The sequence below is a fragment of the Brachybacterium halotolerans subsp. kimchii genome, from assembly GCF_020792675.1.
Classification (GTDB): domain Bacteria; phylum Actinomycetota; class Actinomycetes; order Actinomycetales; family Dermabacteraceae; genus Brachybacterium; species Brachybacterium halotolerans.
Genome location: NZ_CP086254.1, coordinates 2,302,687 through 2,317,418 on the forward strand (window position 1 = coordinate 2,302,687; position 14,732 = coordinate 2,317,418).

The 14,732-nt window shown below is 71.8% G+C and carries 13 protein-coding genes; 8 read left to right on the top strand and 5 right to left on the bottom strand.

Features of this window, described 5'->3' with window-relative positions; genetic code table 11:
- The first annotated feature begins 156 nt into the window (after nt 1–156).
- Both Bra3105_RS10375 and Bra3105_RS10380 read left to right on the top strand, forming a co-directional pair.
- Nucleotides 157–1,767 (top strand): purine-cytosine permease family protein, encoded by a 1,611-nt coding sequence (locus Bra3105_RS10375; protein ID WP_228356628.1) that lies wholly within the window; start codon nt 157–159, stop codon nt 1,765–1,767.
- Nucleotides 1,768–2,104: 337 nt separating this feature from the next.
- Nucleotides 2,105–2,767, top strand: a complete 663-nt coding sequence (locus Bra3105_RS10380) for a cysteine hydrolase family protein (RefSeq protein ID WP_228356629.1) — start codon at nt 2,105–2,107, stop codon at nt 2,765–2,767.
- Between the two features lie 144 nt (nt 2,768–2,911).
- On the opposite strand, the gene Bra3105_RS10385 is transcribed toward Bra3105_RS10380, so the two are convergent.
- Nucleotides 2,912–6,094: a laminin G domain-containing metallophosphoesterase family protein gene (locus Bra3105_RS10385; protein WP_228356630.1), complete on the bottom strand. Its 3,183-nt coding sequence runs from the start codon at nt 6,092–6,094 to the stop codon at nt 2,912–2,914.
- A gap of 232 nt (nt 6,095–6,326) precedes the next feature.
- Between Bra3105_RS10385 and Bra3105_RS10390 the strand changes: the two genes are divergently transcribed.
- Nucleotides 6,327–6,995 (top strand): DUF5701 family protein, encoded by a 669-nt coding sequence (locus Bra3105_RS10390; protein ID WP_323188815.1) that lies wholly within the window; start codon nt 6,327–6,329, stop codon nt 6,993–6,995.
- Nucleotides 6,996–7,105: 110 nt separating this feature from the next.
- Here the strand turns inward: Bra3105_RS10390 and Bra3105_RS10395 are convergent, their stop codons facing one another.
- From Bra3105_RS10395 to Bra3105_RS10405, 3 genes are all read right to left on the bottom strand, one after another.
- Nucleotides 7,106–7,645 carry a class I SAM-dependent methyltransferase gene (locus Bra3105_RS10395; protein WP_228356631.1) on the bottom strand — a complete coding sequence of 180 codons (540 nt, stop codon included), beginning with the start codon at nt 7,643–7,645 and terminating at the stop codon, nt 7,106–7,108.
- A 190-nt stretch (nt 7,646–7,835) separates the two neighbouring features.
- Nucleotides 7,836–8,294 (bottom strand): HIT domain-containing protein, encoded by a 459-nt coding sequence (locus Bra3105_RS10400; RefSeq protein ID WP_228356632.1) that lies wholly within the window; start codon nt 8,292–8,294, stop codon nt 7,836–7,838.
- 98 nt (nt 8,295–8,392) lie between these two features.
- Nucleotides 8,393–9,751, bottom strand: coding sequence for a CoA transferase (locus Bra3105_RS10405; protein ID WP_228356633.1), 1,359 nt, complete (start codon nt 9,749–9,751; stop codon nt 8,393–8,395).
- Nucleotides 9,752–9,831: 80 nt separating this feature from the next.
- Here Bra3105_RS10405 and Bra3105_RS18565 point away from each other — a divergent pair, with 80 nt between their 5' ends.
- From Bra3105_RS18565 to Bra3105_RS10425, 4 genes are all read left to right on the top strand, one after another.
- On the top strand, nt 9,832–10,914 hold the full coding sequence (locus Bra3105_RS18565; protein ID WP_323188816.1) for an acetyltransferase: 1,083 nt from the start codon (nt 9,832–9,834) through the stop codon (nt 10,912–10,914).
- A 94-nt stretch (nt 10,915–11,008) separates the two neighbouring features.
- Nucleotides 11,009–11,458 carry a pyrimidine dimer DNA glycosylase/endonuclease V gene (locus tag Bra3105_RS10415; RefSeq protein WP_228356634.1) on the top strand — a complete coding sequence of 150 codons (450 nt, stop codon included), beginning with the start codon at nt 11,009–11,011 and terminating at the stop codon, nt 11,456–11,458.
- A 66-nt stretch (nt 11,459–11,524) separates the two neighbouring features.
- Entirely contained in the window at nt 11,525–12,070 is a 546-nt protein-coding gene (locus tag Bra3105_RS10420; protein WP_228356635.1) for a DUF488 domain-containing protein, read from the top strand.
- A gap of 81 nt (nt 12,071–12,151) precedes the next feature.
- Complete coding sequence (locus tag Bra3105_RS10425; protein WP_228356636.1) at nt 12,152–12,718, top strand: hypothetical protein; 567 nt, start codon at nt 12,152–12,154, stop codon at nt 12,716–12,718.
- 89 nt (nt 12,719–12,807) lie between these two features.
- Here Bra3105_RS10425 and Bra3105_RS10430 read toward each other — a convergent pair whose 3' ends face one another.
- Nucleotides 12,808–13,488, bottom strand: a complete 681-nt coding sequence (locus Bra3105_RS10430; protein WP_407650875.1) for a MerR family transcriptional regulator — start codon at nt 13,486–13,488, stop codon at nt 12,808–12,810.
- Between the two features lie 177 nt (nt 13,489–13,665).
- Between Bra3105_RS10430 and Bra3105_RS10435 the strand changes: the two genes are divergently transcribed.
- On the top strand, nt 13,666–14,715 hold the full coding sequence (locus tag Bra3105_RS10435) for a DoxX family protein (RefSeq protein WP_228356637.1): 1,050 nt from the start codon (nt 13,666–13,668) through the stop codon (nt 14,713–14,715).
- The last annotated feature ends 17 nt before the right edge of the window (nt 14,716–14,732 follow it).

Consider the following 14,732-nt stretch of genomic DNA (forward strand, 5'->3'; position numbering starts at 1 on the left):
CCGCTGCTCCCGCCGATTGCCTGCAATCTCTCACGCCCCGTCCCGGGTGGGATGATGGGACTCCCCGTTCCTGCACAGGCCTTCCGGCCGACCGGGAGCGCGCACCCCGTCCCTGCAGCGCGGTCCGTCCGCGTGACCACACACCTGGAGGCGACGATGTCGTCCGCAGATCCCCTTCCCGTCGGCCCGTCCGACCCCTCCACCGGCCCGACCGGCTCGAGCGGCCCGACGGGCTCGAGCGGCCCAGCCGGCCCGTCCGGGCCCACCGCCGACCCGACCGGCTCGACCGGGTCGACGCTGATCGAGACCACCGGCATCGAGATCATCGCCGAGTCCGAGCGCACCGCGAAACCGCACCAGCTGTTCTGGCCGTGGTTCGCCGCGAACGTGTCCGTGTTCGGGATGAGCTACGGCGCGTACGTGCTGGGCTTCGGCATCTCGTTCTGGCAGGCCGTGCTCGTGTCCCTGATCGGGATCGTCGTGAGCTTCGCGCTGTGCGGGCTGATCGCGATCGCCGGCAAGCGCGGCAGCGCACCCACGATGGTGCTCTCGCGCGCGGCCTTCGGCGTGCACGGGCAGAAGCTCCCGGGGCTGGTCTCGTGGCTGACCTCGATCGGCTGGGAGACGATGCTCGCGATCTCCGCAGTGCTCGCCACGGCCACCGTCTTCCAGGCGCTCGGCCTCGCCTCGGGCACGGCGGTGCTGGTCATCGCGACCCTCGTGATCGCGGCGATCATCGTCACCGCCTCCGTGCTCGGCTATCACACGATCATGCGGATCCAGTCGGTGCTGACCTGGGCGACCGGCGCCATGACGGTGCTGTTCATGCTGCTCACGATCCCGCACATCCACCTCTCGGCCGTGCTGGCCGCCCCCACCGGCGACGTGCAGAAGATGATCGGCGCCCTGGTGATGGTGTTGACCGGCTTCGGGCTGGGCTGGATCAACATCGCGGCCGACTGGTCCCGCTACCAGCGCCGCTCCACGTCCGACGGCGCGATCATCGCCTGGAACACGATCGGCGGCTCCGCAGCCCCCGTGATCCTCGTGGTCTTCGGCCTCCTGCTCGCCGGCTCCGACGCCGACGTGATGGCGAAGATCGGCGACGACCCGGTCGGCACGCTCGTCACCCTGCTGCCGCTGTGGGCGCTGATCCCCTTCTGGATCGTGGCCGTGCTGACCCTGGTCTCCGGCGCCGTCAACGGCATCTACTCCTCGGGCCTCACGCTGCTGAGCCTGGGCATCCGAATCCCCCGGCCCGCCGCCGCGTTCGTGGACGGCGCGATCCTCACCGCGGGCACGATCTGGGTGGTGTTCTTCGCCGGCAGCTTCATCGGCCCCTTCCAGAGCTTCCTCATCACCCTCGGCGTGCCGATCGCCTCGTGGGCGGGGATCCTCATCGCCGACGTCCTCACCCGCCGTACCGAGTACGACGAGCAGGCCCTGTTCGACGCCCGCGGCCGCTACGGGGCCGTGGACTGGACCTCGATCGCGACGCTCGTGGTCACCTCCGTGCTGGGCTGGGGCCTCGTCGTGAACTCCTATGCGGCCGACGCACCCTGGAACAACTGGCAGGGATACCTGCTCGAGCCGCTCGGCCTGGGAACGCTGGTCGAGGATCCGACGGGCGCGTACTGGGAGGGCCCGTGGGCCTACTCGAACCTGGGCGTGCTGCTCGCGCTCGTGCTGTCCTTCGCGATCGCGATGGTGTTCCGCCGCCCACGGATCCGCCAGCAGGAGGTCGGCCTCACGCGCCGCGCGGGGTGAGCATGACGTGGGGTGAGCATGGCGCGGGGTGAGTACGGCGCGGGAGTGTGCACGACGCGTAGTCATGCGTCAGGTCACCGCATATATGGCCGGTCACCCGACCCCTGACTACGCGTAGTGCACGGGGCGGCGCGGGACGACTGCGCGGCTCCGCGAGTGGCAGCGGCGCGCGGCGGCTGCGGGAGGCTCGGTGGGACTCGGCGGCGGCTCGGCGGAATGCGGCGTTGGTCGCGCCGTGGGCCGATTGCCCGGGGCACGCGTCCGCGTCATAGTCTGGGCGTCCGGATCGACGGCGGGCGGACGCCCGAACGGACGCCCACACGGACGAAGGAGTCCCATGACCTCGCACGACGCGACCCCAGCACCCGACGCCGCGCAGTCGCTCGGCTCCGACGACCGCGCTTCCGCAGACGACCACGCAGCCGCCCCATGGCTCGTGGTGGTCGACCCGCAGCGGATCTTCGCCGACCCGGCCTCGAAGTGGTCCTCACCGTTCTTCGACCAGGCCATGGAGCGCATCGCCCTGCTCGCGGCGCACGTGGGGCCCGAGCGCACCGTGGTGACCCGCTGGCTGCCCACGGCCGACCGCGCCGGATCCTGGGGCGCGTACTTCCGCGCCTGGCCGTTCGCCGACGTCTCCGCCGAGGACCCGCTCTACGACCTGGTCGGCGCGGCGCAGGGCCTGTCCTCGCACCTGAGCGTCGACGCGCCCTCCTTCGGCAAGTGGGGCGACGGGCTCGAGGAGGTCGTGGGCTCGCAGCCCGAGCTGCTGCTCACGGGGGTCTCGACCGACTGCTGTGTGCTCTCCACCGCCCTCGCCGCGGCGGACGCCGGCGCGCACGTGCGCGTGGTGACCGACGCCTGCGCCGCCTCCAGCGGGGAGAACGCGACGGCGGCCCTGCACGTCATGGGCCTGTACGCGCCGCAGATCGAGCTGACGACCTCGGCGGAGCTCCTGCAGGGCGCCGCCGGGCCATGGCAGGGTGAGGCGCAGGACTGACGAGAGCGACGGCTCGTCGCCGCCGACCAGCAGCCGGGCGGGAAGTGACCGGCCGCGGCTGCGGCGGGTAGGCGCTTCGATGTCTCCCAGTGAGGTCTCAACGCCATAGAGGGCGTGAGGTCTCACTGGGAGACATCGAAGGGATCAGTGGCGGCCGTGGCCCTTGCCGCTGCCCTTCCCGTGGCCCTTGTCCTTGCCATGGCCGTGGCCGTTGCCCTTGTCCTTGTTGCGGCCCTGGCCCTGGCCCTTCCCGTCGCCCTTGCCCTTCCCGGGGTGGCCGCCGTCGTCGTCCTGGGCGGTGCTCGTGCCGGTGAAGACGCCGTACTGGACGATCCCCTCGGAGAGGTCGTTGGAGGAGCCCTTCAGGGCGACCTTCCGCGCCGCCTTCCTGTCGGCCGCGGCGGCCTTCGGATCGGCCTGCTTGCCGTCGCCCACCCGTGAGACGTCCCGGGTGACGGCGAACCAGCCGTAGGGCTTCCCGTCCTCCAGGCCCTTCCAGGTCACGCGAGCGTCCTCGCCGGATCCGTGGGTGACCTCGCCGATCGCGTCGTCGGTGGGGGTGACGCCCATGAGCGCGTCGGTCGTGAAGGCGGTGGTGCGGCCGTTGAACTGTACGGGGACGGTGAAGTCGTCCTCGTGGCCGTCGTAGCGGCCCTTGGTGTCGTACTCGCCCGCCCCGAACTCGTCGAGGTACGGGGAGAAGGTGTCCACGGAGACCTCGCCCCTGTCCAGGTCGAACTGGAGGAGGCGGAAGAAGCTCGCCCCGAAGCGCAGCCCGGTGTCCTTCCCGTAGCCGCCCTCCTCGGTGAGTCCCAGCTGGTCGGAGCCGACCTCGTAGAACTGGTAGTCGGCGAGCAGCTCGGTGACGTCGTTGCCCTTCTCGCCCACGTCGCGGCGCACGCTGATGCTGACGCCGTGCTCGTGGCCGGAGAGCACCAGGGCCGCGTTCGGGCTCTTGGCGAGCACGCGGTCGTGGATGATCTGGCCGTCGGCCGAGAACGGACCGCCCCGGCCGTCGGGCGAGCTGCTTGGCTTGTTGTAGGCATGGGTGAGGACGATGCCGTTGCGCGTGGGGTACTTCGCGAGGATCCCGGCGGCCCAGTCGGCCTCCTCCTCGCTCACCGAGTAGCCGAGGTTCACGGTCACGAAGTCCTCGCCGCCCGCGCTGAACAGGTTGTAGGAGTTGGAGTTGTCGCCCTCCTTCCACGGGTGGTACTCGGCGCCCTCGGCCTTCCACGAGTCCTTCTGCTCCTGCGCCTCGTAGCGCTCGGGGCCGAAGGTCTCGTTGAACAGGGACTCGTCGGTGCCGCCGAGGCTGTCGTGGTTGCCGGGGATCACGGCGTTGGGGATGCCGGTGTCCTCGAGCTTTTTCTGGGCGCCGTCGGCGAAGACCATCTCCTTCTCGGGGACGGAGCGGTCGGTGGCCCCGGAGTTCCAGGACTCCACGACGTCGCCGGTGTGGGCGACGAAGGCGACCTTGCGCTCCTTGCCGTGCTCGGCGAGCCAGCGGTAGGAGTCCTCGTAGGCGTTCGCCCACTCGGTGCGCTCGGCCGCGGTGGGCCGGGCGGTGGCGCCCTGCGAGAGGTACTGGGTGTCGGTGATGTGCATGAGCGAGAAGTCGAAGTCGTCCGGGTCCTCGAAGGAGTCCTGGACCGGGGTGTCGAGATCGTCGGCGAAGGGATCGGTGCCCAGCACGAGCGTCCTGATGGTGCCGTCGTCGTCGTTCGCCTCGTCGGCCGTCGCGCTCAGCTCGACCTGCCCGTCGGAGGAACCGCGTGCGGAGTCGAGCACCTCGTAGCGGCCGGTCTCGGTGTTCAGGGCGAGCAGCTGCACGGCCCGCTCGGGGTCGACCTCGCCGCGCCACAGCAGGCTCTGCCCGGCCTCGGTGAAGGGGATGTCGCTCGCGAGCGCCGGGATCTGGTCGGTCGCGGGGGTCTGCAGGGTCTTCCCGTCCGACGGCTGGAGCGCATCGTCCACGCTCTTCGCACCCTTGAGCTGCACGTCCCCCGCGACGCCGTCCTTCTCGTCGAAGCTCGAGGCGGGGATCGTGCCGAGCTGCGCCTTCTTCGCGGAGGAGACGTCGCCCTCGAGGAAGGTGGTGCGCAGCGAGGCGCCGGTGGGACTGGTGGCGCGGGCGGTGAGCTCCGCGGAGCCGCCGCCGCTGGACTGGGCGGTGCCGCCCGCGGTGGGGATCGAGGTGGAGGTGAAGGCGGTCGAGCCTGAGACCTTCGCGCCCAGGGAGTCGGTGCCGGAGTACGAGATCGCGTGGGTGCCGGCCTTCAGGCCCGGGCCGATCTCGTCGCCGAGCGCGATCTCCTTCCCGTCCAGCTTGTACGTGAGGTCCTTCGCGAGCAGGTCGTCGTTCTCGACGGTGCCCTTGAACGTCGTCGGGCCGGTGAGCTGCTCGCCGGACGCGGGGCTGGTGAGGGTGAAGGCGGCCTGGTCCTCGGTGCGCTTGCCGAAGACGTCGGCGTAGCGGGCGGTGACCTGGTCGGCGCTGAGCGCGCTCGAGTAGATGGCTGCGTTGGCGACGCTCGTGGTGCCGTGGAACTGGGGCTTGCCGCTGGCGTCGGTGTCCGCGCCCAGGAAGAACTTCCGGGCGGAGTCCTTCGGGGCCTTGATGGCCGAGCCCTTCGTCGGCGTCTCGGCGACCTTCTTGCCGTTGAGGTAGAGGGAGACGGCCTTCCCGTCCCAGACGCCCACCGCGTGGTACCAGACGCCCTGCTCGATCTCGGTGCCGGCGCCGTAGTAGGTGCCGTCCACGTTGACCATCATCTTCAGCGTGCTGCCGTAGGCGGTGAGCGAGTAGCCGCCGGCGTCCTTGGTGCCGCAGAAGTTGCCGGTCTCCTCGCCGTCGCCCGCGCCGAGCGGGGCGTCGAAGCGCACGGTGCACTCCATGGTGATGGCCTTGGCGGTCCTGTCGTAGCCGTCGGCGAAGTCGTAGCCGATCGCGTTCGAGCCGTCGAAGGAGGTCACGTCGCGGCCGAGCGCGTGGTCGGATGCGGTCTTCGGGGCGTCGCCGAAGACGCTCGCGGCGCGGCCGGTGGCATCATCCGTGCTGCCGCGCGAGGGGTCGATGTCCAGGACGTCGGGCGCGGGGACCGTCGCGTCCGAGCTCGGCAGGGGCGAGCGGGCGCCGGGTTTCGAGGGCGCGGGGTTCGCAGGGGCCGGGTTCGAGGGGGCCGGGTTCGCGGGGGCCGCGGCCGACGGGCCAGCGGAGAGGGGGCCCGCGGGCAGCGGGGCGGAGGAGGCCATCGCGGGGCACAGCCCCAGGGAGAGGGTCGCGGCGAGGGTGAAGGTCGTGGCACGCCAGGGCGTGGTGGTCACGGGGGCTCCTTGGGGATTCTCGGGGAGAGGGATCTCGCCGGACGCTAGGGAGCCTGGGAGACGGGGGCGTGGCCTGCGGGCGTCGCGTTCGCGGCCGCGCGGGGGCCCGACGATGACGCGCGGGCGAACCCGAGGAATAGTGAACGGACCTGCGCCGTTGCACAGTGCTCGGACCAGCGGGGGCGCTGCGCGCCCCGGAGCCGGTGAACACGGATGTCGGAATGGGGAAGCGATGATGACGATCCGAGCGCAAGCGGACCACCTGGTCGATCTGGGCCTCGCCGAGCTCGCGGGCACGACGCCCAAGCGGCTCCGGGAGCTGGCCGCGGGGCTCGAGGCGGAGACGTCAGGGGACGGTGCGAAGTCGCAGGGGGACCATGCGGGGTCGCAGCCGGTCCTCGCCGTGCACCCGTCCCTCGTGGACCCGCGCCGGCTCGTGGCCCTCCTGGAGCACGCGGGCAGACCGGGGTTCGTGGTCGTCGACATGACGGACCTGGACGAGTTCGTGCCGCTGGACGGGCTGGACGTCCCCGACGCCCCGCTCTACCTGCTGCGCGATGTGCGCCGGGGCGACGAGATGCGCAACTGGTCGCCCGACGAAGCGCTGCCGAAGATCACGGGCGAGGGCCGCAGCCCGCTCACGATCAGCGAGGGCATCAGCTGGCTGCTCCAGCAGCCCGCGCAGCTCGAGCCCGGCAGCTGCTTCATGTGCATCGGCTCCCGGCGCCCCAAGAGGAGCGGCCGCGGAGGGCTCGATGCCCGCACGCCCGCGCTCTGGATCAGCGGCGGCACGGGACGCGACGGCGCGGAGAACAAGGGCGCGCCGAAGCTCGGCTGGTGCTGGGCGGGCAACCGCCACACCTGGCTCGGCTTCCCCTCGGCCGCGGGGCGCGCGGGCTGAGGCGGACGACTGCTCGCGGTGGCCGCTTCGGGGACCGCGTGCCCGGTGAGCGGCCCGTCGTGCGCGAGTCGTTCAGCCGACGAGCGGGGCGGCCGCAGCTCGAATCCGGTTCACTCCACCGTCCCCACGAGGCGCACCTCGTCGGCCGTCGAGTGGTCGCTCCAAGAGATGTCGGTCGGCCACTCGGCACGCTCCGTGATTGCGTCGGTGACGGCAGCGCCGGCGACGATGACGACCCGTCCGCCCGGCACCAGTCGACGTCGGCACTCGCGGTTCCACGCGAACCAGTCCTCGCGCCGCGGCAGGCGGACCCAGGCGCTGGCGATCACGTCGAAGCGCTCGTCGGGGTGGAGCGGGATCGGCAGCTCGGTGAGGTCGGCCGCGATCGCGCGGTAGTCGACACCGACGGATCGGGCGCGCTCCCGTGCATCGGCGACGGCGGAGGGGACGAGCTCGAGGCCCGTCACCGTGTGGCCGAGCTCAGCGAGCCAGACGCCGTTGCGCCCGTAGCCGTCTCCCGGGCAGAGGATGTGCAGGGGCCCTGCGGGCAGGCCGTGCTCGATCGGGTCGCTGAACACCTCACGCACGAACGGCGTGGGCTCCTCGCCGAACGGCCTGCGGTGCTGCGCGTAGCGGGTCTCCCAGTCCACGTGCGGCTCCTCGGGTGGTCGGCGGCGGGGCGGCGATGTCAGCGCCAGCGGGCCGGCGCCAGCACGGGCATCAGCACTGACACTGGCACGGGCATCGGCAATGATCGACTCGACCTCATCAGATGTACCGATGATGCCCGACCCGGGCCGCGGAGACGTTCCCGCGGGAAGGTCATTTCACGCTGATGTGTCAGAACGTCGGGTGCTCGGGGGTCGCAGGGGTCGAGAGGGTGTCGGCGAGCCGGGCACGGATGTCGCCGCGGACCTCGTGCTGCGACAGGCTCGTCGGCCAGGTGTCGAGGCCGTCGGCCGGCCATCGTGGCACGACGTGCACGTGCAGGTGGGGCACGGACTGGCCCGACGCGGGACCGCTCGCGTTCAGGACATTGACGCCGTCGGCCCCGAATGCGTTGGTCATCGCGCGTGCGACTCGCTGGACGAGATCGGCCACGGCGTGCAGGGCGCGCGGGGAGGCGTCGTGGACGCCGACGCAGTGCTCGGCGGGCAGCACGAGGGTGTGGCCGGGCGCGAGCGAGCTGTCCGGAAGGGGCAGCAGGGCGACGGCGGCCGCCCCGGGCTCCCGCGACACCCATGCGGCGGTGCCACGGTCCCCGAGGAGCCCGCAGAAGAGACAGTCGTCCTGGTCCATGGTGGGAGCCTGTCAGCCGGGGCGGGCGCTGTCATCCGGATTCGCACGACGCCGCACCCTGAGAACCTCGAGCACACGCAGCACGCATGCTGGCCCGCTCACCGCCAGGCCGGCGCCGCCGCCGCGTACTGCGTGATCGCCCCGGTCAGCGGGATGCCGTCGAGACGCAGAGGCGCCGGGACCCTGCAGATCCTGCCGTACGGGGTCGCCTGCTCGAGGGTCGCGACGGGTTCAATCGGGTCGGGGTCGGTCGGACCGGAGTCGGCCGGACCAGGCTGATGCGGGTCGTCCGGCGCTGTCGGCCGCTCCATCAGTTCACGAGCCGCGCCGAGCAGGCTGGCGCGGACCACACCGCCGCGTCCGTCGGCCAGCAGGCCGAGGATGCCAGCTGCTAGCACGTTCCCGGTCGCGTGGTCGAGGGCCTGGACCGGCAGCGCGCCGGGCTTCCGGTCCAGAGGGACACCGTGCACCGGGTCGCTCCCTCCGTCCGCTCCCCCGCTCCCGTAGACGTCGGCGATGCCCGTGGCGGCCTGCACGATCGAGTCGAAGCCCGCGCGCTCGCCCCACGGGCCCACCTCGCCCCAGGCGGAGAGCGCGCCGATCACGAGATGATCGAAGCGTCCACGCAGGTCATCAGGGGCGAGACCGAAGCGGGCGAGGGAGCCGGGCCGGTAGCCGAGCACGATCACGTCGGCCGATCGGAGCAGGCTCTCGAGGACCTCGCGCGAGGCGGAGAGATCGAGCTCGACGGAGCGCTTGCCCATGCCGCTCGCGAGGTATGCGTCGCGCAGCTCGGGCCGGTGGGGAGGGTCGATGCGCAGCACGTCCGCGCCGAGGCACCCGAGCAGCTGGGTGGCCATCGGCCCGGCGACCACGCGCGTGAGGTCCAGGACGCGCACACCCTCGAGCGGCAGCGGGGCCGCACGGCCGACGGGCCGGATCATGCGGCCGACGGGCGGGTCCTCGCGCTCCTCGCCCACGTCGATCCGGCGCCAGGGGACGTCGTGCATCGCGCGGGCCTGCGGATGCGCTGCCCAGTCCTCAGCGGTGCGCACCGGGGTGGCGATGCCGCCCTCGGCGAGGAGCCGCTCGGCAGCGTCGACGGCGGGGAGCCGGCGGATCGCGGCGGCCGCGCCGTCCCTGTCCTCGGCGCCGAGCGCGCGGCGGATCGCCGCCTGGTGGTGCGGATAGTTGCCGTGCAGGCGCACCCAGCCGTCGTCGGCCGCGAAGAAGCCCGAGAGCTCGCCCCATGCCCCCACCGGACGGCCGTCGATGCGCAGGTGGTCGATCGCCGCGAAAGAGCCCGCGACCAGCGACGGCGTGGTGTCGACGGAGATATCGAGCCCGCGCGCCCGAGCGAGCCTGCCGGCGGCGGAGGCGGCCTGCCGGACGGCGTCCATCGCGAATGCGGGGACGTCGAGCGGGCCCGACCACGCGGGGATCGGCGACGTGTGCATGCCCGGAGCCTCGCACATCCCGCGTCGGCTGCTCCTCAAAGAGCTCGCCGGCGCCCGCGCGGACCTGGCAGGCTCGAGGGGTGGAGAACCTGACCATCCGGCTGACGATCGGTGCCGCCGAGTACCCCGCCCTCGTGGAGATCTGGCGCAGCGCCGTCGAGGCCACGCATGTTTTCCTCTCCCCCTCGGATCGAGAGGAGATCGCCGCGCACCTGCCCGGCGACTACCTCCCGGCCGTGGAGCTGCGCGTCGCCCAGCGCGACGGCCGGCCCGTCGGCTTCTCCGGCGTGAGCGGCGACGAGCTGCAGATGCTCTTCGTCGACGCCTCGGCACGCGGCAGCGGCGTGGGCTCAGCCCTCCTGCAGCACGCGATCCGCTCGCAGGGCGTCTCGCGGGTGGACGTCAACGAGCAGAACCCGCGGGCCGCAGGCTTCTATGCGCACCACGGATTCGAGGTCGCCGGGCGCAGCGAGAGGGACGACGCCGGTCGGCCGTATCCGATCCTGCACCTGCGGCTGGCGACACCCTGGCAGCTGCGGACCCTTAGCGATCTGCGCGCGGCGCTGCCGGGAGCGGAGGTCGAGGCGTACGGATCCGCGACCGACCCCGCGTCGCTGGATGCGTGGAGCGACCTGGACGTGCGCATCAGGACCGACGCCCCCGTGGACGTGGCCGCCGCCCTGGGCGCGCCGATCTGGACGTTCCAGCATTCCACGACCGAGGAGCGCACCGTGGTGCGCACGGTCCTGGCCGACGGCCGGGCGGTGGACCTCTCGATCCTCGAGGGATCGGCCGTGCTGCCGGAGCCCCCGTCCGATGCGGCGGTGCGCTTCGACGCCGCCCTGGCGGCGACCCGATTCGGTCGCGGCAACGAGCTGATCGGCCTGCATCTCACGCTGGGCGTCCTCCGCGAGACCCTCGTCCAGGGCATGCTCCTGGCCGATCGCAGCGAGGGCACGGACCACCACCGCTTCGCGACCGGCGAGGACGCTCGGGCGCGGGACGTGCTGCGGGCGCTCCAGGGACCGCTCACCCCGTGGACGGCGCTCGAGGCGTTCTCCCATTTCGCGGCACGGCTCCGCGAGGTCGATCCCTCGTATCGCCCCGATGCGACGGGGCTCGAGGCTCTCATCCGCCGCGGCACCGCGGGTCGCACGTCCTGACCCACGGCATCGCCGGCGACCGCCCCTTCCGAGCGCCCCGCGCGAGATCGGGCGCGATCAGGTCGGGCACGACCCGACGTGCTTGGATCGAGGGATGCGACTGTGGAGCCTGCACCCGTTCCTCCTGGACCGCGCCGCGCTCATCGCCGGCTGGCGGGAGACGCTGCTCGCGCAGAAGGTGCTGGCCGGCGGCACGAAGGGATACACCCGCCATCCGCAGCTCACCCGCTTCCGCGCACACCCCGAGCCGCTCGATGCGATCGGTGCGTACCTGGTGGGGCTGCGCGAGGAGGCGACCGCCCGCGGCTACCGCTTCGACGCCACACGGATCCTGCAGCCCGGCGACCCGTCGGCCCTGCACGCGACCGCACCGATCCCCGTCACCACGGGACAGCTCGAGTTCGAGCTCGCGCACCTGCGCCGCAAGTGCGAGGGCCGCTCGCCCGAGTGGCTCGAGCGCCTTCCCGCCGACGGCGAGGTCCCTGCCGCGCATCCGCTGCTGACGACGGTGCCGGGAGACGTGGAGGCGTGGGAGGTGCGGTGAGCGCTTCCGCGTCCAACCTCCCCTGATCCTCCGCTGGTGCCCCGGCCGCGGTGCCATCCTGGACGCATGTCCTCGCTGCTGATCACACTGGGCCACGGCACTCTGTCGCGGGACAAGCTCGCCGCGCTGCTCACGGACGCGGGAATCCAGCGCCTCGTCGATGTGCGCCGCTTCCCCGGCAGTCGCGCGAACGAGGCCGCGGCGAAGGGGTCGGTGCCCGAGATCTGCGCTGAGGCGGGCATCGCCTACCGCTGGGACGAGCGCCTGGGCGGCAGACGCCGTCTCACGAAGGACGAGGACAACGCCTCGCCGGATACCTGGTGGCGGGTCGCGGCCTTCCGCGCCTACGCCGCGTGGACCCGCTCCGCCGATTTCCGCGCCGGCGCCGCCGAGCTGCTCGAGGACTGCAGCACGGCCCCCACCGCGATCATGTGCTCCGAGGCCGTGTGGTGGCGCTGCCACCGTCGGGTCATCGGCGACGTCATGGAGCTCGAGCTTGGCGTCGAGGTCCTGGACCTCATGCACGACGGGACGCTGCGACCGCACGAGCCCAGCGAGGGCGCACGGCTCAACGAGGACGGGCGCGTGGTCTGGGACGGCGCCGGGGCCTGAGCCGACGTCGGTCGCCAGCCATCCGCTGCCGACGCCGGACATCGGGCTTGCGGTAACCGCTCTGCGATCTACCCTTTGCTCATGCACCTGGATTGGGACTCGCTGGCGCCGCTCGCCCTCAAGGGGCTGATCTCCCTGGGCGCCACGCTGGGTGTCTGGGTCACGATCCTGATCGTGAAACGGTGGCGGGATCGGCCTGCTGTCCGACGGGACCCGCAGGCGACCATGCGACGGCGCATGCCGCTGTTCGGCCCTCTCGCGGGAATGCTGATCTTCCTGTTCGGGGCCCTCATCGGCCTGATCGGAACCACGCAGGATGCCGACCCGGAGAACGGCCGGGAGATGATGATCGCCGGCCCGTGCATGATGCTGCTCGGCATCATCCTGCTCGTCCTCTACGTCATCGTGTACGTCGACGCATCGCCGACCGCCTTCACGCTGCGCGGTCCGCTCGGACGCACCCGCACCATCGCCTACGAGGACATCGCGACGATCACCGACACCGTCGCCTGGGGCGCCCCTCTGGTCCAGATCCGCTCGCGCAGCGGCGCACGCATCCAGGCCGGGCCGATCATGTTCGACTGGCACCACTACCAGCGGTGGCAGGCGGAGCGTGAGCGGCGGGCCAGAGTCAGCGGCTGGGCATGATGCGAGTCCGGTCGAGCGGGACCCGCGCATGCGCGCGACGCGCACGAGCGCCCCGCACCCTCCCGTCCCCACCGCTCCAGATACCGGTGCTACGGCACCTCGTCGCTCAGGAGAGCGTTCACCCGTGCCAGGACGTCGAGCTGCGCCGGCCGATAGAGCTCCTTGAGGGCGACCCCGATCGCCTCGCGCGCGATCGGCCGCTGGCGCCCCGAGGCCAAGGCGGGCGCCACCAGCTCAGGGTGGTCGGAGTAGATGCGGCGAATCACATCGACCAGCTCGGTCGCGACCTCGGCACGCCGCTCAGGGCTCGCCGCGTCGTCGATGTCCGCGAACGCCACGAGCGCGGCATCCCGGGGCGCCGAGTCGTGCAGTGCGTTCCACGACTCGAGAGCGTCCGCGCGGAGCACGCGTGACAGGACCTTCATGAAGCCTTCGTCGGCGGGCGAGAGCTCCTGACCATCGCCTTCCGCCTCGGGTCCGTCCTCACGGGCTTCCAGCTCCTGACGGATGCCGGCCCTGATGGCCTGGAAGCGCAGGATGGCGCGCTGCGCCTCGTCGTCGAGGCGGCGCAGGGTGGTGAGATACCCCGCCGAGGCCGAGCCGGAGTCCACGCTCAGGTCCATGGTGCGGATTTCGCTCAGCGGTGCGCCGAACTCGACGAGGCGGCGAATGTGCAGGAGCTGGGTCAGGTGGCTCACGCCGTAGCTCTTGTACCCGTTGGTGCCACGGGGCGGCTCGGGAAGGAGACCGATCTCGTGGTAGTGCCTCACGGTGCGCAGCGTCGTCCCCGCGAGATCGGCGATCTCCTGAGTGCTCCACCCCATGCGCCCCACTCCCACATCACCAGGTCTGGACCATGCCGTGACGGCCAACTCTACCGTCGGGCCACCTCCGGGATGCTCTCCATCGATCGGCATCCCGCACCCGAACCATCAGGAGCTGCCGCCGTGAACCACCCGACCCTCGTCCCGGATGACACCGACACGGGCACCAGCCGCGCGGAACAGGTCGGCAGCGGACCGCCCGAGCCCTCACGTCATGTGCTCCTGTGGTGGCTGCACGGCGCGACACGCCTCCTGCTCGCGGTCATGCTGCTGTTCAACGGAGTCATCAAGCTGGGACTCTGGCAATTCGGCCACCCTGACGTGGGCGAGGCGCTCATCGCCCTGGGAGAGATGAGCCCCATGGGCCTGCTCTCCCGCATGGTGGGCTTCTCGCCTCTGTTCCAGCTCCTCGCCGGGCTCGCCGAGGTCGGCGCATCCGTCGCGCTCATATGGCGACGCACGGTGGTGTTCGGCGCCCTCGTGTCGACCGCCTCGATGACGTTCGTCCTCGTGCTCAACCTCGGCTACGACATGCCGGCGAAACAGCTCGCGATCGCCCTGCTGGTGATGAGTCTCGTCGTTCTCGCACCCTGGGCGAAGCGGATCGTCGTGGCGATCATCGGCGACGGGCCCGTCCCGGCTGCGGTCCGGCCTCGGCTCTTCCGGTCCGAGCGCCCGCAGCGGCTCGCTCGTGTCATCGCACCCGTGACGGGATTGGTCGTCCTGATGGCGACCGGCCTCTCGGTCGCCGCCGCACAGCCCACGAGCTCGATCGACGAGTCCCTTCCCTCGGGAGTGTGGAGCGCACCCGCCGACGACTCCGCCCAGGGGTCGAGCTGGGAGGATGTCGCGCTCGGGAACATCCGAACCGACGGCGCTGCCACCGCGCAGGTCCGTCTGCGCGATGGATCCCTTCTCACCGGTACGTACGTGCGGGAAGGCAACACGCTCACCCTCACGCTCAAGCCCCTGCAGCAGCCGGGACAGTCGGCGCTCCAGTACGCCCGGACTCGCGCGGAGACCGTCGACCTCGCCTATGCAGCGGATGGCGACGACCGCCTCACGCTCAGCGGAGACCACGACCTCGCGCTCGAACGTGACGCGAACGGGTCTCTGCTCTTCGACCGCGGGTTCACGTGGAAGATCCGGGCCGACGACCCCTTCGAGCGATGACTGCTATCCCCCTGCCC